This is a genomic window from Sphingobacteriia bacterium (assembly GCA_017304685.1).
Lineage (GTDB): Bacteria > Pseudomonadota > Alphaproteobacteria > Rickettsiales > 33-17 > JAFKLR01.
Genome location: JAFKLR010000004.1, coordinates 464,731 through 486,655 on the forward strand (window position 1 = coordinate 464,731; position 21,925 = coordinate 486,655).

General features: G+C 29.7%; 22 protein-coding genes. 8 read left to right on the forward strand and 14 right to left on the reverse strand.

Annotated elements, in window-relative coordinates; translation table 11 throughout:
- Positions 1 to 4 precede the first annotated feature (4 nt).
- From J0H68_07650 to J0H68_07665, 4 genes are all read right to left on the reverse strand, one after another.
- On the reverse strand, positions 5 to 556 hold the full coding sequence (locus J0H68_07650; protein ID MBN8828564.1) for a hypothetical protein: 552 nt from the start codon (positions 554 to 556) through the stop codon (positions 5 to 7).
- The gene (gene fliM, locus J0H68_07655; protein MBN8828565.1) at positions 553 to 1,680 is read right to left on the reverse strand and encodes a flagellar motor switch protein FliM; all 1,128 of its coding nucleotides are present in this window, start codon (positions 1,678 to 1,680) and stop codon (positions 553 to 555) included. Before fliM ends, J0H68_07650 begins: the two co-directional genes overlap by 4 nt.
- 7 nt (positions 1,681 to 1,687) lie before the next feature.
- Positions 1,688 to 2,236 (reverse strand): flagellar basal body-associated FliL family protein, encoded by a 549-nt coding sequence (locus tag J0H68_07660; protein ID MBN8828566.1) that lies wholly within the window; start codon positions 2,234 to 2,236, stop codon positions 1,688 to 1,690.
- Between the two features lie 353 nt (positions 2,237 to 2,589).
- Positions 2,590 to 3,369 carry a folate-binding protein YgfZ gene (locus J0H68_07665; protein ID MBN8828567.1) on the reverse strand — a complete coding sequence of 260 codons (780 nt, stop codon included), beginning with the start codon at positions 3,367 to 3,369 and terminating at the stop codon, positions 2,590 to 2,592.
- Between the two features lie 113 nt (positions 3,370 to 3,482).
- Between J0H68_07665 and J0H68_07670 the strand changes: the two genes are divergently transcribed.
- The 6 genes from J0H68_07670 (at position 3,483) to fliS (ending at position 9,902) form a co-directional block, all read left to right on the forward strand.
- Complete coding sequence (locus J0H68_07670) at positions 3,483 to 4,034, forward strand: DUF1013 domain-containing protein (GenBank protein MBN8828568.1); 552 nt, start codon at positions 3,483 to 3,485, stop codon at positions 4,032 to 4,034.
- Positions 4,035 to 4,778: an SDR family NAD(P)-dependent oxidoreductase gene (locus J0H68_07675; GenBank protein MBN8828569.1), complete on the forward strand. Its 744-nt coding sequence runs from the start codon at positions 4,035 to 4,037 to the stop codon at positions 4,776 to 4,778.
- A gap of 238 nt (positions 4,779 to 5,016) precedes the next feature.
- On the forward strand, positions 5,017 to 7,206 hold the full coding sequence (locus J0H68_07680) for a hypothetical protein (protein MBN8828570.1): 2,190 nt from the start codon (positions 5,017 to 5,019) through the stop codon (positions 7,204 to 7,206).
- A 98-nt stretch (positions 7,207 to 7,304) separates the two neighbouring features.
- Positions 7,305 to 7,673, forward strand: coding sequence for a hypothetical protein (locus tag J0H68_07685; protein MBN8828571.1), 369 nt, complete (start codon positions 7,305 to 7,307; stop codon positions 7,671 to 7,673).
- A 26-nt stretch (positions 7,674 to 7,699) separates the two neighbouring features.
- Positions 7,700 to 9,445 (forward strand): flagellar filament capping protein FliD, encoded by a 1,746-nt coding sequence (fliD, locus tag J0H68_07690; GenBank protein MBN8828572.1) that lies wholly within the window; start codon positions 7,700 to 7,702, stop codon positions 9,443 to 9,445.
- A gap of 16 nt (positions 9,446 to 9,461) precedes the next feature.
- Positions 9,462 to 9,902, forward strand: a complete 441-nt coding sequence (fliS, locus tag J0H68_07695; GenBank protein ID MBN8828573.1) for a flagellar export chaperone FliS — start codon at positions 9,462 to 9,464, stop codon at positions 9,900 to 9,902.
- 10 nt (positions 9,903 to 9,912) lie between these two features.
- Here the strand turns inward: fliS and J0H68_07700 are convergent, their stop codons facing one another.
- The 10 genes from J0H68_07700 to erpA form a co-directional block, all read right to left on the reverse strand.
- On the reverse strand, positions 9,913 to 12,138 hold the full coding sequence (locus tag J0H68_07700; protein MBN8828574.1) for a hypothetical protein: 2,226 nt from the start codon (positions 12,136 to 12,138) through the stop codon (positions 9,913 to 9,915).
- A 4-nt stretch (positions 12,139 to 12,142) separates the two neighbouring features.
- Positions 12,143 to 13,576 carry a hypothetical protein gene (locus J0H68_07705; protein MBN8828575.1) on the reverse strand — a complete coding sequence of 478 codons (1,434 nt, stop codon included), beginning with the start codon at positions 13,574 to 13,576 and terminating at the stop codon, positions 12,143 to 12,145.
- A gap of 2 nt (positions 13,577 to 13,578) precedes the next feature.
- Entirely contained in the window at positions 13,579 to 13,938 is a 360-nt protein-coding gene (locus J0H68_07710) for a cation:proton antiporter subunit C (protein ID MBN8828576.1), read from the reverse strand.
- Positions 13,935 to 14,348, reverse strand: coding sequence for a Na(+)/H(+) antiporter subunit B (locus J0H68_07715; GenBank protein MBN8828577.1), 414 nt, complete (start codon positions 14,346 to 14,348; stop codon positions 13,935 to 13,937). Before J0H68_07715 ends, J0H68_07710 begins: the two co-directional genes overlap by 4 nt.
- A 4-nt stretch (positions 14,349 to 14,352) precedes the next feature.
- Entirely contained in the window at positions 14,353 to 15,459 is a 1,107-nt protein-coding gene (gene lpxB, locus J0H68_07720; GenBank protein ID MBN8828578.1) for a lipid-A-disaccharide synthase, read from the reverse strand.
- 4 nt (positions 15,460 to 15,463) lie between these two features.
- Positions 15,464 to 16,009, reverse strand: a complete 546-nt coding sequence (rsmD, locus tag J0H68_07725; GenBank protein MBN8828579.1) for a 16S rRNA (guanine(966)-N(2))-methyltransferase RsmD — start codon at positions 16,007 to 16,009, stop codon at positions 15,464 to 15,466.
- Complete coding sequence (locus J0H68_07730) at positions 15,948 to 17,009, reverse strand: rRNA pseudouridine synthase (GenBank protein MBN8828580.1); 1,062 nt, start codon at positions 17,007 to 17,009, stop codon at positions 15,948 to 15,950. The genes rsmD and J0H68_07730 overlap by 62 nt, the downstream gene beginning before the upstream one ends.
- Positions 17,006 to 17,728, reverse strand: coding sequence for a gamma-glutamyl-gamma-aminobutyrate hydrolase family protein (locus tag J0H68_07735; protein MBN8828581.1), 723 nt, complete (start codon positions 17,726 to 17,728; stop codon positions 17,006 to 17,008). Before J0H68_07735 ends, J0H68_07730 begins: the two co-directional genes overlap by 4 nt.
- Before the next feature lie 132 nt (positions 17,729 to 17,860).
- On the reverse strand, positions 17,861 to 18,487 hold the full coding sequence (locus J0H68_07740) for a hypothetical protein (GenBank protein MBN8828582.1): 627 nt from the start codon (positions 18,485 to 18,487) through the stop codon (positions 17,861 to 17,863).
- 121 nt (positions 18,488 to 18,608) lie between these two features.
- Complete coding sequence (gene erpA / locus J0H68_07745) at positions 18,609 to 18,941, reverse strand: iron-sulfur cluster insertion protein ErpA (protein MBN8828583.1); 333 nt, start codon at positions 18,939 to 18,941, stop codon at positions 18,609 to 18,611.
- 49 nt (positions 18,942 to 18,990) lie between these two features.
- Between erpA and J0H68_07750 the strand changes: the two genes are divergently transcribed.
- Together J0H68_07750 and J0H68_07755 are read left to right on the forward strand one after the other, a co-directional pair.
- A complete protein-coding gene (locus J0H68_07750) occupies positions 18,991 to 20,175 on the forward strand; it encodes a deoxyguanosinetriphosphate triphosphohydrolase (GenBank protein ID MBN8828584.1) in 1,185 nt (394 codons plus the stop codon).
- Positions 20,176 to 20,192: 17 nt separating this feature from the next.
- On the forward strand, positions 20,193 to 21,920 hold the full coding sequence (locus J0H68_07755) for an arginine--tRNA ligase (protein MBN8828585.1): 1,728 nt from the start codon (positions 20,193 to 20,195) through the stop codon (positions 21,918 to 21,920).
- Positions 21,921 to 21,925 lie beyond the last annotated feature (5 nt).

The following is a 21,925-nucleotide window of genomic DNA, read 5'->3' on the forward strand; positions in this document are numbered from 1 at the left end:
AATATTAATTATTAGTCTTTTTTTGTATTTCAGAAATTTTATTTAATAATTCAGTGATAGCATTTTTTTTACTATCTGACATAGATGAATTAGAAGTTGCAAATTCATCATTACTAGGAGTTCTTATAATTGGATTATTAATAACAGGGTTATTTATAGTTGCCGGATGAGTAGAAATACGTGAAGGGTTTTGGAAAAAATTAGAATGCACGGTTCTACCAATATTATTGTTAATATTAGCCTGACGTGTTTCAGAAGAAGCTTGCTTAACATCTTCAATAATTCTTTCGAATTGCTCTCTCATTTGTAAAAGATCATCTAAAATCATTTTTGCTTCATTTATTTTATTGTCAATAGAGGCGGTAGCTTTGTGAGTAGTATATTTTAAGCTCTCAATTCCTTCTTCAGCGCGTTTTGTAGCGTTGTCAAAATATTTAAATAAGACTGCTAAATCCTTTTTACTTTTTTGCAGTTCAATAATTTTTCTATTTAATTTTAGACAAAATGCAATCGTAATTACCAGTAAGATTGCAATAATTATATCAACAAATATCATCCCATCATCTCAATTAATTTTTTATGTAAAGGTTTTTCAACGCTTACTGCTATTTTATCACCGGAGCTGCCTAATTTACCAGCAAACATTTTTATTCCAGCGCAATTAATTGTTACATCATCTCCGGGGTTAGAATCAAGAATTATTGTATGTCCTATTTCTAATTTCATTATATCTACTAATTTAGCTTCTTTTTCAGCTAAAACAGCTTCTAGTTCAATAGTGGTATTATAAAGTTCATTTGCAATATGTAATTCCCAAGCTGGATCTTTACCAAATTTTTCCCCTAAGAATACTTGTAATAATAAATCTCTAACAGGTTCTAAAGTAGCATATGGTAATAAAATTTCGGCAGTTCCGCCTCTAGCGTCGAGAGAAATATTCATATCAATTTTAATAGCAGCATCACCAGGCCGTGCAATACTTGCGAAACGTGGATTTGTTTCTATTCTTTCAAATACAAATGTTGAAGGGCTTAATGGTTCAAAAGCTGTTCCGATATCATTTAACATTGTTTCACAAATTTGCCTAACTACCATTTGTTCAATATTTGTAAATGGTTTGCCATCAAATCTGATTGGTCTATAAACTTTTCTTCCGCCAAAAAGTACATCAACCATTGAATAAACTAGTTCTCCACTTAAGCTTATTAATCCAAAGTTATCCCACTCAACCACTCTAAACATGATCAATAAAGCAGGCATAGGTACTGAATTAATATAATCTCCAAATCTTAAGGAATGAACTCCTCTTATATCTACATCAACGTTTTCTGAAGTAAGATTTCTAAAACTTGTTGAAAGAATTCTTGTATATCGATCAAATACAATTTCAAGCATAGGCAATCTTTGATATGATTGCATAGCTTTATCAATTAAAGCTTGGATTCCAGAATTTTCAGTGTCTTTAGAAGATTTACCATTAAGTATATTAGCAATTTCGTCTTTTTTTAAACCCTTGTTTTCACCATTATCAGAAGTTAAATTTTGCCATTCCTCAGCAAGTTGGCCTTCACCATTAGGAGGAGTTTTTTTGTCTCCTTCTTTAGAGACCATTTCTTCCCAAGCAGCAACGGTGTCTTCGGCTTTTTTTTGTTTATCTATCTGACCTTCTTCTTCTGCCATAATTTGCTTATTGAACTATTATTTCATTAAATAGTATATCTTTAACAACCGTAGGGTAAATAGTTTTGTTAATTCTATAAAGTAATTCTTCTCTGAGTCTAAATAAAGATTGTGATCCTCTTAAGTCATCTGGTCTTAATTCTCGTAAGTAAACCTGAAAACTATCTCTAATCTTCGGCATATTTGCGATAACTTGATTTTTATCTATTTCACTACCAACTTCTATAGAAGCAGAAAGTTTTAAAAAACGTGGTTGAGAAGTAGAAGAATTTAAATTTACTATAAAATCTTCAAGATCAATATATAAAGTAGTTTTGACCGCTTGCGAAGCATTATCTAACTTTTCTTTGTGATTTGATTTTGTTTTACTTAAGTAAAAAAATCCCCCTGCGCCTGCTATAATAATTAAAAGACTAATAGCAACAACTATTATAATTCTTTTTTTTCTTAAACTTGAAGCTGTTTTGTCGTCTTGCTTAGTGTCACTTTCACCTGAAGCAATTTTTTCTAATTCATCAGCTTGTGTATTATCCTGTGTATCTTCTTCTTCTGCCATTGAATGCAACCGTTATAGGTAAATATATTAATAATATTGCAGTAAACTCTTTTAATTGCAAGGATATTATATGATAAATGTTTATTAATAGTAAATTTTTCAAAAAAAATGTTTGATTTTGCATTTTTTATACGTGTATTGAATTAGACCATAGGTACTAATTAATAGCCAAAATATTTCAATAAACATCGATGCTAAATTAAAGCTGTGACTTAAAGAAAAAATTAAAAGTAACGAGCCAGTGAAATTTATAAACGAATATGAAAAAGAAAGAGAAGAAAGTTTTCTTATTTGTAATAGAAGATAAGAGAGTAATACCATGGTTGCTCCCATCATTCCTGCAATGTCGTATATTAATCCGTGTACCATGATGCTTTCTTTACCTTTACTGGTTTATTATTTATAAATACTTCTTCTGATGTTAATTCATCGTCACGAATAAGTCCTATTCCTTTATTATTGTAAAAAGAAGTAACTAAACCTATTGAAGAATTATTATTTATTATTTCATTTCCTATTTCAATAGGGTGATTTGTATATATATTATATAGAGCCTTTCTAATCACTCCTCTAGTTTTAGTTCTAGCTGTTACTTCTTGCCCTACGTAACAACCTTTATTAAAATCTATGGCAGCTAGTTTATCTAATCCGCATTCAAGAGGGAAGCTTTTTTCGTATTTTAATTCAAATTCTGCTTCAGGAATAGCATTATCCACTCTAAACTCTTCATAAAATCCTTTGGAATCAGATGATTCATTTTCTGAATAAACTCTAAAGCCAAAATTTTTATTTCGTGGATCTATAAAACAATTTTCCTCATTTAAGTTACTATTTGAAAAATAAATTTTTATATTTTGCTCTTCTTTAATAACAACATCAGATCTTAATTTGTAAACAGTTAATTTTTTAATTAAATCTTCTTTTTTATCTTTTAAGCAATCAATATAAAGCATATGATCTTTTTCAAATATGAAAAGATCAAAAAGGAATTTTCCTTGCGGATTTAAGATTAAAGTATATATTATCTTTTCGGATTTAATCTTATTTATATCTTTCGTTATAATTCCTTGCAAAAAGTGTTCTTTATCGTTACCTGAAAGAGTTATGATGGCTCTATTGGCGAGTAATTGCATAAAAGTACCTTAAATTAGTATTGCAAGATATTTATATCAAATTGACAAGTTAATGTGAAGTAGGTTAGTTTGTAAGAAATTTTTAATAATTGGTAATATTAAAGGGTTAAGAAATGAATAAAATTCCTCCACTCATGCCTAAGGCAACAGCGGTTTGGTTAATAGAAAATACAACTTTAACTTTTGAACAAATTGCCGAATTTTGTTGTATGCATCCTCTTGAAGTTCAAGGTATTGCAGACGGTGAAGTTGCGCAAGGAATAATCGGGCTTGATCCAGCAGTTAGTGGGCAGTTAACTCCTGAAGAAATTAAAAGATGTGAAGCAAACCCAAAAGCCCATCTTGAACTTTCAGATAAAGCTAGAAGGCATATTGAGACTAAGCGTAAGAAAAACGCTAAATATACTCCTGTTGCAAGAAGACAAGATAAGCCAGATGCAATTGCTTGGTTAATAAAAAATTGCCCAAATATTAAAGACTCTCAAATAGTAAAATTAATTGGAACTACTAAATCAACTATTCAGTCAGTAAGAGATAGAAGTCACTGGAACTCAACTAATATACGTCCAAGAGATCCTGTATTATTGGGGTTATGTAGACAAGTTGAATTAGATTATCTAATTAATTCTTTAAAAGAAGAAGAAAGTCCTAAAGAAAACTCTTAAATGTCTCATATTTTAATTACAGGTGCTTCTAGTGGTATAGGTAAAGCTTTGGCTTATGCGTATGCAGATCCTAGTAATCACCTGTATTTAATTGGTAGAAATGAAGAGCGCTTAAAAGAAGTAAGTGAAGAATGTGCAAAAAAGGGCGCTAACGTAAATTATAAAGTAATTAACGTCATAGACTTTACGTTATTAAATGATTTTATTAAATCTCTTCCTCAAATCGATATAGTTTTTGCGAATGCAGGTATTTCAGCAGGTACTTCAAAGGGAAGAGAATCATATAAGCAAATTAAAGAGATCTTTGATATAAACCTCTATGGTGTAATTAACACTATAACTCCTGCATATGAATTAATGTTAAATAAAGGTACTAAGGGGCATGTAGTTATAATTTCATCTATTGCAGGAATTAATCCTTTACCAAGTTGCCCAGCTTATTCTAGTAGTAAAGCAGCAATAAGGTATTATGGCATTGCTTTAGGAATGGAGCTAAAAAAATATAATATTAATGTTACAGTAGTAAACCCTGGTTTTATCATTACCCCTATGACTGAGGTAAATAATTTTCATATGCCGTTTTTGTTATCTGCAGAACAAGCTGCTAAAATTATAAAAAAGAAATTGTCCTCTAAACCATTACAAATTAATTTTCCATTTATTATGTATGCAATTGCTGCGTTTATTAATTATTTACCTTTAAAAATTAAAACATTAATATTGAGTAACTTACCTAAGAAGTAGTAATTATTAATAAATATTACGCTAATAAAATCAATAATTTACCTATTTAAAATTTCAAAAAAACATAAGTATTTGATAAATTTATGAAAATTTTTACTATTCATTAAAGAAAATATATGTTAACATTATATTAATATGGTGAAGTATATATCGTTGTCTTAATGGCTCAATATATAGTTCCCTAATTTTGTTTAAGAAAATGACATATAGTCAACATAATTCCAAGTAGGAGAAAAATATGGTTGGTATTATTACAAACACAACAGCGATAGGTGTACAGGCGAGCCTTAGAAAAGCTAACCTTGAAACTTCATCTTCCGCTATGAAACTTTCAACAGGTGAAAAAATTATTAAAGCTTCAGACGGTGCGTCTGACTTAGCTATCGGTACATCTCTTAAAGGTAACGTAATTACCCTTAATGCAGCATGGATGAACACTCAACAAGCGAACAGCTTATTAGGTGTGGCTGATGGTGCTTTAAAAAACATTACTGAAATTTTACAACGTCAAAAAGCTCTTGCAACACAGGCTACTTCTGGTACATTAGATGCAGTTACTCGTGGTTACTTAGACCTTGAGTTCCAAAATCTTTCTTCAGAAATTGACCGTATTGCTGATACAACAAACTTCAACGGCATTAAACTCCTTGATGGTAGCTTATTCTCTCCATCTGAATTAACTACTTATGCAAGAACAAACTCTACTGCAGTTCAAGGTGTGATTAAGTTTGCGAACGCTGCGGATATTACAGCTGCGGGTACACTTTCAATTAATGGTGTAACAATTACATTCGCTGCTGCTGCTTCTGCTGACCCAAGAACAATTCTTAACACTGATACAAACGATGCGACTACAACTGCTGGCTTAGTTTATTCTGCAATCCAAAACATTATTAACTCACTTGATCCTGCTCGTGCAGATGATAAATTAAGATTATCAGGTTTAGAATTTGAATTAAGTACTGATACTATTACAGTTACATCAAAAGCTTCAGGTACTGCTTATAATGCTGCTGGTGCAAACGTAATTGCAATTACTGGTGCTGGTATTACTGCTGCTGACGTTACAGTTAATGGTACAAACGCTGGTGCTGCTACTGTTAACCTCTCTGCAGGTGGTGTTGCAGGTACAAATGGTGACTTAATGGCAGGTTCTTTTGTTGCAAACGCAACAAGTTTCTATAAAGGTACTGCGACAACAATCGCTAGAGGTACAATTTCAGATTCTATTTTAAATGCCATTGACTCAAACGGTGCTGCTTCTGGCGGCGGTTTTAAAAGTGGTGTTGTAACAAATGGTATTTCTAATAACCCAGCTTTCGTTGGTCAACTTACTGGTTTTAATGCAACTTATGCATCTCCAGATAGAGTAAACTTATCAATAACAGTTGGTGACTATACATACATTGCTAAAAACGTAGAAACTTCTCCTGCTGCAGATACAGTAGTAAGACTTACTTCTATGCAAGATGGTGGCGGTTACTTTGATATTTACATGGCAGATTCTACTGCAAGTGGTCAAAGCGCTGTAACAAATCAAACTGATTCAGATGCTTTCTCAAACAGACTTAACAAAGCTTTTGAAGGTCTTGAGTTCTATCAAAAAAGAGAAATTTCAAGCTATGTAGGTGCAGGTTCTGTATTCCCAACAGGTGGTACTACCCAAAGTGGTAACTTAACTGGTTCTAAATTTAAAATGTTCAACAGTGATTTTAGCGATTTAAAAATCGAAAAAATTAAAGTTGAAGCTCCAGTTTCTGGGGGTTCTGAAGCATTAATTGAAATTACAGTTAATGGCGAAGTATTTAGAAGTGGTTACGATGAATTTGGTATCACATCTGCGTTAGGTACTTCTATGGCTGCTAGTACAAACTTTGGTTTTGTAAGCACAACTGACCCAAGAAAAGTTATTGTTTATGAAAACGGTGGTACAGCTATTAGTATTACAAACAAAGCTGAAGCTGAAGGTTTACAAAAAGCTTTAGAAGTTGCTTTTGGTGTTGGTCAAGGTGGAACAAGCCTTTCATTCCAAGTAGGTACTAAAGCTGCAGATAACGTTTCAGTACAAATTCAGGGTTCTAAAACCAATGAATTATTCCGTGACAGTGATGGTAACGTTGTTGCAAATGTTTCTATTGCTACACTTGCTGGTGCTAACACAGCTAACACTGTATTAGATAATGCGATTAGTACTGTAACATCACTTAGAGCGAATATCGGTTCTTTACAATCAAGGTTTAACTTTGCTGCTGCTAACGTACAAAGTAGTATTCAGAACCAAGATGCTGCACGTGGGGTGTTCTTAGATACCGATGTATCAGAAGAATCAACCAAATTTGCAAGCGCTCAAGTAAGGTTACAAGCTAGTATTTCAGTACTTGCTCAAGCTAACCAATTACCGCAAAACTTACTCAAACTTATTGGGTAATTGAGGTTAAAATATACTATAAGGGGTCTCCCCTTATAGTATATACGTTTTAAGTAAGGTCGATAAGGGTTGTTGAACTTAAGTTACGGATGAAAATTATGACTATAAACATAGTAACAAATATAGCCCCAAATATCATTAGTAGCTCTGATAGAGTTTCTTCAACCGCTCATTCTACTAATGCGGCTACTCAAGTAATAGCAAAGACTGCTCAACAAGTAAGTGAACCTAAATATACTCCAGTAGAATTAGAACAATTTTATGCAAATGTTGAGCCTCAATCAAAACAAAGTTTTCAAGTAGATTATTCTATCTTTACAATTTTTAAAATGCCTGACGGAAAAATATATTGTAGAGAAAGAGATTTAAATAGTAATCAAGTAAGTTATTATCCAACAATAGAAAGCAGTTCTTATCAAAGGCCTGTAGAAGCAATAAAAGGTACGATTATAAAAAAAGAAGTTTAAAGGCGTAGGAAGGGAGGTCTTTTTATATGGCAACAATTAATCTCGGTGGTTTTAGTAATATAGGGGGTAGAACTGTTTCTTCAGGATTACTTTCAGGCCTTGATACTAAAGCGTTAATCGAAGCTTCAATTGCTGCAAAAAAAATTCCAATTACAAAAATTGAAGATCAAGTAAAAGTAAACGATAGTAAAGTTGCTGCTTTTAATGAATTAAAAAGTATATTAAATACCTTTAAAACCGCTGTTGATGGATTAAAAAGAGTTACAACAGTTATAGAAAATACAAATGCATTCGATAGCAGAAATGTAGTTTTAACAACGAATGGAAGTCAATCTCCTAGCTCATATATCGGCGTAACAGCAAAAAATGGCGCTGATATTAATAGTTTTAACCTTACAGTAGATAATATAGCTAAATCTAAAACTATTATGAGTCAAAGTTTTTCAAGCCAAACTACAAGTGTTACTGAAGCTGCAGGTGGAACTACTGCAGGATTATTTTCAGCTGGTACTTTCCAAATAAATGGCAAAAATATAGAAATTAATCAAGGTGATAGTTTAGTAGAAATTGCAGCCTCAATAAATTCTATAACTAATGATACAAATGTTAGAGCAAGTATTCTTCAAGTTGCGGCTAATGATTATAGATTAGTTTTACAATCAACAAAAACAGGAACGGCAAACGATATTAATATCATTGATGTTGATACTGAAACTTCAAACGTAACATTTTCAACTACACAAGCAGCAGAAGATGCAAAGTTTTATTTAAACAATACATTAATTACAAGAAGTGACAATGTTATAGATGACGCTATCTCTAATGTTACATTTACCCTTTATCAAAAAACTCCTGTTGGAGTAACTGTAAACTCGCAAATCAATAATGATAATACAAAAGTAAAAGAATCTATAAAAACTTTTGTAGGTGCATATAATGATTTTATGCTCTTTGCTTCAAAACAACAAGAAAGGGACGCAAATTCAAAATATAAAGAAACAGCAGTATTAGGTGGGGATAGTAGCTTAAGAGGAGTAATTGATAATGTTTCCTTAGAGCTTGCAAGTGTTGTTAGAGGGTTAAATTCAAGCCCACAAACTTTAGGAGAAATAGGTATAAAATTTACCGATTTTGAAGGTGATAAAGATTATCCGAAAACAAGAAATTTATTAGATATTGATGACGCTACTCTTGATAATGCATTGGCTACAAAGTTTGATGGTGTAAGAAAGATTTTTGAATTTGCTTTTGAGGCAGATTCTAAAACAGTGTTAGTTGCAAGCAGAAGTAATAACATAACAGTTTATAATTTTAATTTAACAATTAATACAGCTCTTGCAAATCCTAATAAAGCAATAGCATCCTACAATCCTGGTAGCGGTACAGTTAATGTAAACTTTACTTATACTGGTACTGCAACTGCTGGCACGTTAACGGCACCTTCAGGTTCTGTTTTTGACGGTTTAAAATTCGTTTACGCAGGTGACGGTACTGATAATATAAGTGTAAAGCTTTCCCAAGGTGTAGCAGATAGAATTTCTAACTATCTTGATGGGATAATAAAAACTAACGGTGTAATTGATACTGCTATTAAAAACCTTAAAGAAAGTAATACTCGTTATCAAGAAGAAATAACAAGAAAGAATGATGAATTAACTAAATATACAGATAAACTTATAGAAAAATTTAGTGCAGTAGAACAAGCATTAGCTGAATTTAACTCTACAATTATGTATTTAGATGCACAAATAGGCGTAATGAATAGAAAATAATTTTTTAGGATTTAATATGGATGAGGACATATCTCGGAAATTTAATGCATATCTAAATGCACAAACGACTGTCAATAAAGTACAGCAAGTTATTATGTTATATAATGGGATTATTAAACATATAACGAAAGTTAAAGAAGCTATTGCAGAAAATGATATTCAGTCTAGATATAATTTCCTTGATAAAGCTGCTGCAATTATTTTAGGCTTACAAACATCCTTAGATTTTGATAAAGGCGGTGAGGTAAGTAAGCTTTTAGATAATTATTATTATTCAATTTATATGCGCATTATGTCAATCCATAATACTAATAGTATTGAAATGTGCGACCAAATTATAAAAGAATTAAAAATGATGAAAGAATCTTGGGAAGATATTGATAAATCAGTTTATGGAGTGAGCATAAACGACGATGAAAAAAAGTCTAATGGAAGCACTAATAAAATGATTGGTTAAAATCATTTTATTAGATAACCATAAGTGCAATAATCATTATTATACCAGTCGAAATTATAAGGCCACTAATACTAGATTTTGGTATATCTAAAGCGAATATTGAATTCACTATATCTGTCTTAATTGAATCATAATTAATTCTTGCTTTAAAACCTTTAAAATAAACTAAAGGCATATGTATACTTATATTCAATTTCATATAAATATATCTTATAAACAAACAAATTAAGATACATAATATGTAAAGAAGGATTAGCACTTGTTGTTGAGGTAAAGTGATTAAATTAAGTTTGTTAATAAGGTTAAAGATTAATGTAGGTAAAGCGATTAAAGATAAAACTTTTAGTGGTAAATATCTTAAATCACATAACAAGCATACAAAATTAATAATAACTAAATAACCAACTAAGCTTAGGCAAATATATTGGGCGAAATTAGTGGAAATACTGTCTAAATTTCCTAATGTCTTGTATTGACTAAAAGCGTCGACAAGAAAATTATTTGTGAATGAAATCATTATTACAAAGAAAATAACCTTTACTGAACTCTGTTTACCTATAAACCATATAAGTAAAATACTTAAAATACTTAGTAAAAATACATGTAATAATAAATTATCATTTAATAAAGCAAGCGCTGAAACTGAAACAATTAAAAGGGTAACTATTAGATCAGATTTAAAATTTTTATTTTTGAATATTTGATAAAGTAAGATAGGAAGACATATACTTAATATTGCATAAGAATAGAATAAAATATAACTATTTTCTAAAGATATATTTTTAAAACTAATGACATGAAGATTATAGAATTTTAAAAATAAAAAGGTAAAAACGCTTAAAGTTATTAAACTTAAGCTTGGAGCTAACTTCATTAAAAAGTGAATTCTTTTTGAAGAAATAGAAGGGTTTTTTTCACTAAAATAAAACTTATTTATAGGTTTAAATAAATATAAAATTGTGAGCACTGAAGTTAAGAATAAAAATATATTTATATAAAAATTATGTCCTATAGAATTAATTAAGGTGGACTTACTCCAGAAGCCTATTAACGGTACGAATGAAGTAAGAAAGAAACAGGCTATTATAAATAATGCAGAAGAGTATTTCTCTATATAACCCATACCGTTCATTTCGCTGATTTTAAAAACCTTTGTTGCTGAATAAATATTTCCGGCTGCAAAAAATAAAGTTATTTTCGCAGCTCCATGAGTTATCATTTGTAAAATTGAGGCCTTAATAAAATATTTATCAAAGCTAAGAATAGGTAATAAAATATATGATAATTGGCTTATAGTTGAATAAGCAAGTAAGCCTTTTATAGTATCTTGTTTTATAGCTATAATTGATGAAAAGAAAATAGTTCCACAAATTATTGTAGCTAAAATATAATATATTTCTGGGTATTGTTTAAAAATTATAAATGTTTCTTCTACTCCAACAGTATAAATTATAAATTTTAATATAATAATTACACCTGTTTTTACTACTGCAACTGCATGCAAAAGTGCACTTACAGGTATAGGAGCAACCATTGCTCTAGGCAGCCACGAATGGAAAGGAATAAAAGCGCTTTTAGCTGTTCCTAGCGTAAATAAAATTAAAGAAATTCCTGCTAGAAAGCCGGTATTTGAATTATGATTTATTAAATCAGCATTTAGAACTTCCGAAGCAAGTAAAATCCCTGGTATAAGGAAGGCTATTGAACAAAACATTAAAAATTTTAAATAGTAATTAGCTGCTTGTTTATTTTCATGTGAAGGAATAATTTTTACTAGTGGAAATGTAAATAAAGTTAGTAATTCATATCCTAGTAAAGTAGTAAATAAATTTCCTGATAAAGCGGTAAGTATAGCGCAAAATATAGATATATTTATTAGAGCAATAAACTTACCAGTATTTTTCATTTTTTCTTGTTTAATGTAGCCTAAAGTATACAGGTTGTTTATGAACCATAGTATGTTAACAAAAATAATAAAAATAATGCCTATAGGTTCTATATAAAGGCTAATAGAAAATTTACCCGTTACGTTTAAAAAATTATGGAAAATAGTTCTGGAATTATATATTTGAGAATATACTATTATTGATAACAAACTATTTATTCCAGATATTATTAAGTTAATGATACCTTTTAAGTTTATTTTATCTTTTATACTTAAGCTTATAAAGCTACTTATTAACGGTAGTAAAATGATTACTAAAGTATTTAATAATGTTTTATCTAAAGCGATCATTAAATTACCTATATTTATTTGCAACTAATTCAATAAAATTAATTAAATCTTTGCTGTAAATTGTACCTAAAGCTAAATTTATAATTGTGAAAAAAAGTAGAATTAATATTTCTCTTTTAAACGTTATCACCTTAGTAGTGATAACTTCAACATCATTTATTGAAATAAAAAATCTGCTTAAAAAAATAAAACTTAAAGCAGATCCTAAAATTATTGGCATAGCATGGAAAAAAAAGTAATTGTCAAATAGCTCATTAATCATTGTGGCTTTACTAATAAAACCTAAAGAAAGCGGAAAGCCAATTAAAGCAAGAAGTAAAAGTAACGAGGAAATTTTTATTAAAGGATTATTACAAAGTTTTTTAATTGCAGAAATTGTATCTGAACCAAAATTTCTTTCAGCATTTTCAGCAATAATAAAAAGAATAGGTTTAGTTAAAGCATCAAATAACATCTGTAATAAAACGGGTGTAAGCAGAATTTTAGGAGCTGAAAGAAGTGAAAATAAGTAAGCTACATTATTTACACTTGAAAGCGCTAAATTAGTTTTTAAGGAATTAGATTTTAATGCTTTGAAAGCTGCAATAATAATTAAGCCTAAACTTAAAATTAAAATCAAATATGAAAAAGATTCATTTATTAGAGAAGTATAATTAAACAATTGAAAAGTCAGTTTAATTGTAAAATAAATCATTACCTTAGAAATTATTCCAGAAATAAATATTACAGCTGATAAAGAGGAATTTAAATAAGCCTCAATAATTTTATCATTAATTGGGAAAACTAAAGCCTTGCATATAAAAGAAAAGTAAATTAAAAATTCTGCTACTTTTAAAGAGTAATTGGTGTCTAAATCAAGTTTAGCAATAACTTGACTTGCATATGTAATATTTAAGTGTCCAGTATTTGCATAAATTAAGCCAATTCCAATCAAATAAATACAGGCTGCTATTGTTCCTACTACAAGATATCTAAATGATGCAATATATGATAATGGTTTCGCTTTATTAATAATCATTCCGTAAGATGTTAGAGAAATAATTTCTAAGAAAACATAGGCATTAAAAAGATCATTAGTCATAGTAAGACCAATAAGGCCAGCAATATTCAATATAAATATTGCAATATTTTTAGAAGTATAATTTTCGTCAGTACATATTAGTGAAATTATTCCTAAAAATAATATTAGAAATAATATTATGGAATTAATAAGTTCTAATTTAAAACTTATACCTACTAATTCACTAAACCCACCCATAACATATATTAGTGGTGTAGAATCTTTTAATAAATGAGTGATTAAAATATAGGTTAAAATAACATTTAATCCTAAAACTAAAAAGCTAATAGTCTTAGATAATTGCTTATTAAAAATGGAAGTTAAAGGTCCAGTAAAAAGTAAGGAGCTAATTATAATGCCGGGTAAGTGTGTAATCATATTTATTTCTTATCTAATTCATTATCATTAATTGAACCAAAGCGGGCTTTTATTTTTATTAAAAGAGCAAGCCCTACTGCGAGTGTTGCAAGGCCAACTACAATTGCAGTTAGCATTAATACATGTGGTAATGGATTACTATATATTATTTCGCATTCGTTATTATTATTACAAGCATAGACTGGTATAATTCCATTACGAATTTTACCTAATGATACATATAGTATAAGAATACTTGATTGTAGAATGCTTAAGCCCAATAATTTTTTTAAATTATTTTGATCAACAATTACAATATAAAGACCAATAAAAAATATAGCGAAAGAAACTATGTAGGGCAGTTTTAAAATAAAAAGGTTCATTTATTTTTTACCAATAAAACAAAGATGTAAACTATAACAGAGCATACTGTGAGCGTAACGCCAATTTCAATTCCTAAAATTCCAATACTTTGTGCTATATGCGTGTTAGATGGATATAATTTGTTATAATCCAACAAATGTCCGCCTAATAATATGCATATAATTCCTATACCTGAATATATTAAAACTCCTAATGCTGAGACTAATTCTATTAATCTTAAAGGAAATATTTTGAGTAGGGCATTAAGCCCATTAAGGAAACTATATAATATAAAGCACACTGCAAAAATACATCCAGCCTGAAATGCTCCACCAGGAGAAAATTCTCCATGAAAAAATATATAAAATCCAAATAAGGCAATTTGAGATATGATTAGGTTGCCAACAACCTTTAAAATAACGTCTTTCATATGGTCAGTTTAATAGTTCATTAATAATACTAGCTCCGTATTCCAAAGATTTCAATTGTTTTGGATTTTTTAGCTTTTCAAGAGATGAAGTATAATCAGGAATGTTATTTTCTTTAATTAATTCTTCAATTTTTTCATATAAAATATGAGCTTCGGCTTTTTCTTGTAAAAACTCAGGAATAATTTCTTTATCAGCTAATATATTTATAAGACTAACATATTTGACTTTTAAAAGTCTTCTTGCAAGCCAGCCTGTAATTTTTCCTACCTTATAAGTTACAATCATTGGAATTTTGAATATAGCAAGTTCAAGACTAATAGTTCCAGATTTAACAAGAGCACATTTAGCTTTATTGTAGGCTAAAAATTTTTCATTTTCATCTGTAATAAATTTTACTGGTATACCTAAAGGAGTATGCTTTTTCAAATATTCCTTAATATGAGAAATAGTAGGAACAATAAAATGAATATCTTTATGATTATTTTTTAAATAAGTAAAAACCTGAAGATAAATGGGCCACAATCTTTTAATTTCGCTCATGCGGCTTCCTGGTAAAGCTAGGATCGATAAGGGGTTTCTTGGTTCGTCTTTAACAAATTCATTTAATCTATCGATTGAAGGATGTCCAATAAAAGTAGATTTTAATCCGTATTTTATAAAATAATTTGGCTCAAATGGTAGAAAACATAATAAGTAATCATAAATTTTAGCTATTTTTTTGGCTCTCCCTTGTCTGTATGCCCATACAGATGGAGCTACTATATGAACAAACTTTATATCTGGTAAAAGGGGTTTGCAATTTTTAGCAACCCTAAAATTAAAATCTGGTGAATCAATAGTAATGACAATCTTAGGTTTTTTTTGAGCAATATCTAAACTTACTAAATTGATTAATTTTAATATTTCAGGAATTTTCGGTACTACTTCTAAAAAACCCATTACTGAAAGTTTGTGCATTGGAAAAAGACTTTTAAGTCCTGCTTTTTCCATTTGAACGCCGCCAACTCCAAAAAACTCTACAGAAGGGTTCAGGATTTTTAATTCTTGAATAAGTTCAGCGCCAATATTATCTCCTGAAGCTTCGCCGGCAATAATGTAGATTTTATCCATAATTTTATAAAAGATTAAGTAATGAAATTTTAGTATTGCCGTATAATCTTTCATTTAGGAGAGAAAAATTATCCGGAATTTCTAATTTAATTTTAGCATCTGTTTCTATAATAATTAAAGCGTTTTTTGCTATAAAATTTTTCTCAATAAGTTGGTTTAAACATTTATTAATAAAATTTGTTTCATAAGGTGGATCAAGGAATATTAAATCGTATTTAATATCACTATCATTTAATTTAATGACATCGCTAAAAATAATTTTTGTATTATTTTTCTCTTTGCAATTTTCAATATTAATTTTTAAATATTTTATACTGTCAGCATTATTATCAACAAATGTAGCAAATTTCGCTCCCCTAGATAGCGCTTCAAGTCCCAAAGCTCCACTGCCAGCGCATAAATCTAAAATGTTTGCACTATGCAAATTATCAGGATACACATTTTCTAAAATATTAAATATAGCTTCTCGAGTCCTTGAAGTAGTAGGTCTAACTCCTTTTTCGTTTGCTAGGAGTTTCTTCGCTCTGTGTTTTCCTGCTATTATTCTCATCGATTTGATCTAATAAATTTTGGGTTACAAGGTTTGATACTTTTACTATTTTACCAGTTTTTAATTCGCCTAAAGCAAAATTACCATATTCTATTCTTATAAGTTTCGCAACCTTAAGTCCGAGGTGCTCCATAATCTTTCTTATCTCGCGATTTTTACCTTCAAATAATTCAAGTTTTAGCCAGGCATTATTTTTAGTTTGGGAAATTATTTCAGCGTTTATCGGTTTGTAATGTATATCTTCAACTTTGATACCTTTTTTTAGTTTTAAAATATAATCTTTATTAAATTCCCCGAATACTCTTACTTTATATGTTCTTTTAATTTTATTTTCTGGTCTTTCAAGGAAAGTTGCAATATTTGAATCATTAGTTAAAAGCAATAATCCTTCTGAATTAATATCTAATCTTCCAACGCTTAATAATCTAGGTAAATGTTTAGGTAAAAGATCAAAAACCGTAGGTCTATTTTCCGGATCACTAGTTGTAGTTACATACCCTTTAGGTTTATGAAGGATCCACATGCCACTTTCATGTTTTTTGGTTAAAATTTTACCTTCAACTTTAATAATATCACTTAATGTAACTTTTAAGCTTGGATGGGTTACTTTTTCATTGTTACAGTAAACTAACCCTTCTTCAATTAAGGCTTCCGCCTGTCTTCTCGAACAATAACCTAAATTTGCAATTACTTTAGCTATTCTCTCAGGTTGCAAATTAGCTTTATTATTTGGAACGTTTACAGTTTCAAGCATAGGTTCATTACGACCAGAACTTCTGTACTTGTATGTTTTAGTTGGTGTTTTTTCTTTTTTAAATTTATTTTCTGAATTTTTGATAGAAGGTTTTCTATCATTAAAATCTTTAGTTGTTTTTTCAGTAGCTTTTTTAGTACTTTTACTACTTTTTTTTTCATCTGTTTTACGTTGGTCATTTTTAGTAAAAGATGATTTTGATCCTGTTTTTTTATCAGAATTTTTATTGCGCCATTTTATTGTCATTGTTTTTTCTTACATGTATTTACAAAATATTCAAAAATTTTATTATCAGCTTCAGTTGATAAATATTCGGGGTGCCACTGAACCCCTAAGCAAAACGGATGATTGTCTACTTCAATTGCTTCAATTACATTATCTGGAGCAAAGGCTGTAGCTTTAACACCATTACCTAATTTTTTTACTGCCTGATGGTGAGTAGTGTTAACCATGAATTCTTTTTGGTTAGTAATTTTATAAAGTAAAGAATCGGGTTCAATTTTTACTATATGTGTTGGAATATGTTTAGGTTCTTTTTGTTCATGGTTAATCGGGTTATGAATTTCATCAGGAATATGTTGAATAAGCGTTCCACCAAGCATTACATTCATTAATTGTTCGCCACCACAAATTCCTAAAATAGGTAATTTATTTTTAAAAGCAAATTCAAAAGTTTTACTTTCAAATTTAGTACGAGTTTCATTTAAACTAACTTTTTCACTGCTTATTTCTTCACCATAAAATGATGGGTTTATATCAAAATTACCACCTGGAATAAGCAATCCATTTAACATGGAAATTATAGAATCAAAATTATTAAGGTCATAATGTAATAAAAGAGGAATGCCACCATGTTTTATAATAGAATCTAAGTAATTTGTTCTTAAAATATAATGCGGATAATTAGAATATTCACCATTTTCTAAATAATCTAAGGTGATTCCAATAACAGGTTTTTTGCTCATGTAAAGGCTTAATAATAAAGTTAATAATTCTAAGTTTATTTATACTACATTTATAAAGAAAAGGCTAAAAAAAAATACCCTTAAGTATTGTACCTAAGGGTATTAAATTGAGATAATTTAGATTAAGCTAAATTACATTGATTTTTCTTCAGTAGGTTGAGCTTCGCGTTTTTGCTCTTCTCTCTCACGGCTATTAAATAAACCTGTAACAAGACCTTGAGCCAAACCTAAGAAGTTGAAACCTTTATTATTTTCAGCTTCATTCTCAGGAATATTATTATTTGGCCCCATATTTGGAGTTGCGCCTAACATAATTGATGCAACAAAACTTAAAGCTTGTCCTAAAAAGTTTCCAATAAATGAGAAAATAGAAGAGAAAATACTGGTAGATTTATTTTCTTCATTATTACCCAAGAAATTTTGGAAAAAACCTTTCATCATATCTAAAAAGCCTAAACCTTTTTCTTTCGCAGCAGTTTTAACATTTTTTACAGTTTCTTCTGCAAATGTTTCAAGTTCAGGTAACGCTTCTTCAGCCGCTCCGGTAGCCGCTTCTCTAACTTTTTTTGCAACTTTACCAGCCACTTTTGTAACTGCCTCTGCAGCAGTTTCTTGAAAATCATTACCTTGAATTACGTCTACAATTGTTGATTTAATAGCAGTAGTTGCTTTTTCTTTAGCGTAATCAAAAACATTACTTACTGCGGTACTTAATGTGCTACTAACGGTTTGAACCATCTTTTTAAAATTATCAAACATAATTTACTCCTTAAAATAAAAAAATTAACTAAAACCAATAATAATAAAAATTAGTTAAAATTTCAAGAAAAATTAACTAAATTTTAATAATTTTTTATAACTAATTGATTTATTAGTAATTTTAAATGCTAAAGGAGTTTCCACACCCACAACGTGCTGAACTATTAGGATTTTTTATTTCAAATTTGGCTTCAGCGAGAGTTTCTGTAAAATCAATTATAGAATCTTTCATTAATTCTAAAGAAATTGGATCAATTAAGACGATAGCGCCTTCTTTTTGAAGCACTAAATCGTCAGGTTCTTGGGAAGTTACAAAATCAAAGTTATATTTAAAGCCTGAACAGCCCCCACCTTCAATAGAAACTCTTAATTTACTATCAGGGTTAGGTTCCTTAGCAATAAGTTTTGCTATTTGTTTTGCTGCACTATCTGTTATAGAAACTTGTATTGTCATAACTTTCTGTTTATATTTATAGAGTATTTAAACTTAATTAGTATAATTTATGTCAAAAATTAAAAATATTAACTTATCTTGCGATCATACTACCTCAAAGGGACGTTTTTTTCAAGAGCAATCACCTACAGATTTTAGAACACCTTTTCAAAGAGATAGAGATAGAATTATTCATACTCAAGCTTTCAGAAGATTAAAGCATAAAACTCAAGTGTTTATAAGTGGAGTAAGTGATCATTATAGAACTAGACTAACTCATACCATTGAAGTAACTCAAGTAGCTCGTTCCATTGCAAGAGCGATTGGAGTTGATCAGGATTTAGCAGAAGCATTAGCGCTTGCACATGATTTAGGTCATCCGCCTTTTGGTCATGCAGGTGAAAATGCTTTAAATAGTAAAATGGAAAAATTTGGTGGATTTGACCATAACGCTCAAACTTTAAAAATATTAACTCAACTTGAAGAAAAATATGCAGCCTACCCCGGGCTTAACTTATGTTGGGAAACTTTGGAAGGTATTGCAAAGCATAATGGTCCCTTGCTTGGAAAGTTTTCCCCTAAAAAGGAATTACATAAATTCATTGTAGAATATAATAATAAGCATGATCTAGAACTTGATAAATTTTCTTCTCTTGAGGCACAAATTGCTGCAATTTCAGATGATATTGCTTATAATGCGCATGATATTGAAGATGGTATTAGATCAGAATTAATCACTTTTGAACAAGTATGTGAGCTTACCCTTGTTAAACAAAGCTTTGAAAGTATTAAAAATAAATACCCAAATGCTAAAAAGCATCTTATAATATCGGAGACTATTAGGTGTGTGTTAAGAAATATGATATATGATGTTATAGGCAATATAGAGAAAAATGTCATAGATTTAGGTATAAATTCCTCTTCAGATATCAGGAATGCCAACCAGTTAATAGCTAATTTTTCTAACGACATGTTAGCGCGTGTAAATGAGCTTAGACAGTTTTTAAAAGTTAATGTATATAGGCATTATAAAGTGAATAGAATGACCAAAAAAGCTGAAATGGTTTTAGCTAATCTTTTTGATTATTTTATGGATAGTCCTGCTTGTTTACCAGAAGCATGGTATGAAAGGTATATTGAAGAAGGTGAATCGTCAATGCCTGAAGTAATATGCGATTATTTAGCTGGAATGACAGATAATTTTGCTATTAAGGAACATGCTTTACTATTTAATTTAGAAAAACAAAATTTATAGAAATAAGAAAGATAATCATGAACATATTTGAGATATTTAAAAGCGATATATTAAAAATCGCAAGTAATTTAGATAACATAACTACTTCAGATAAATTTACTATAGAAAAACCTAAAGAAGAAAGTTTTGGGGATTTAGCAACTAATGTTGCAATTGTATCAGCAAAACAAAATGAAAGAAAACCTATAGAACTTGCAAATTTATATGCTCAGCATATTGAGAAATTACCCTACGTAAAAAATATAAAAATTGATGGACCAGGTTTTATTAATATCTTTTTAAAAAATGATATTTTAATTGAAATTTTAAAATCAATTATTGATTTAGGGACAGATTACGGTAACTCAAATCTTGGAAAAGGAGTTAAGGTTAACGTTGAATATGTCTCGGTTAACCCTACAGGCCCAATGCATATAGGACATGCAAGATGTGCTGCTTATGGAGATTCACTCGCAGTAGTTCTTAAAAAAGCAGGTTTTGATGTTACAAAAGAATATTATATTAATGACGCAGGACAACAAATTAATATACTCGCAGGCTCAGCATATTTAAGATATTTAGAAGCCTTGGGAGAAAATATTACCATCCCAGATGGATTATACCCTGGAGATTATTTAATTGAAGTAGGGCAAAATTTAAAAGAACAACATGGTGAAAAATTAAAGCAATTAAGTGAAAACGAAAGAATGGCAATAATAAAGCCATTTGCAGTTAGTGAAATGATGAAGCTTATTAGAAAAGACCTTAATGAACTTGGAATTTATCATGATATTTTTACTTCTGAATTAAAAATAACTGAAGCAGGTTTAATTGAAAATTCTATTAAATTACTTGAAAAAAGTAATTTGCTATATAATGGAACTTTAGAAAAACCTAAAGGTAAAACCCCTGATGATTGGGAAGAAAAAGAACAGCTTATTTTTAAATCAACTGAATTTGGTGATGATATGGATAGGGTTGTTAAAAAATCTGATGGCAATAATACATATTTCGCAGGTGATTTAGGATATACTTTAGATAAAATTAACAGAAAATTTGATCAGCTAATATATGTGCTTGGAGCCGACCATGTTGGTTATATTAAAAGGCTTAAAAGTATTGCGAGTGCTTTAAGTAATCAAGAAGTATCATGTGATGTAAAAATATGTCAGCTAGTTAATTTTATGGAAAATGGTGAAGCTCTAAAAATGTCTAAAAGGGCAGGAACTTATATTACTGTAAAAGATGTTATAGATTTAGTAGGAAGTGATGTAATTAGAATAATGATGCTTACAAGAAAAAACGATATTGGAATGAATTTTGATATCGCGAAAGTTAAAGAGCAATCTAAGGATAATCCTGTATTCTATATTCAATATGCGCATGCTAGAGCTAAATCAGTAATTAGGCAAGCTAAAGAAGAACATGAGTCAGCGTTTAAATTATATAAATCTAATAAATATGACCTTGCTCTTTTAAATAGTGAAGAGGAGCAGAAATTAATTAAAATTCTTGCAAATTGGCCAAAAATTTTAGAACAAGCTGCAATTCATCATGAGCCACATAGAGTAATTTTTTATGCAATGGAAGTAGCAAGTGAGTTTCATAGCTTGTGGGCTAAGGGTAAGGAAAAGCCTGAATTAAAATTCTTACTTAAAGATAATATAAATTTAACTACCGCAAGACTTGCTTTAATGGAGGCTCTTGCAAATGTGGTTGCATCTACGCTCCAAGTGTGTAATGTAGAAGCATTAGAACAAATGTAATAAAG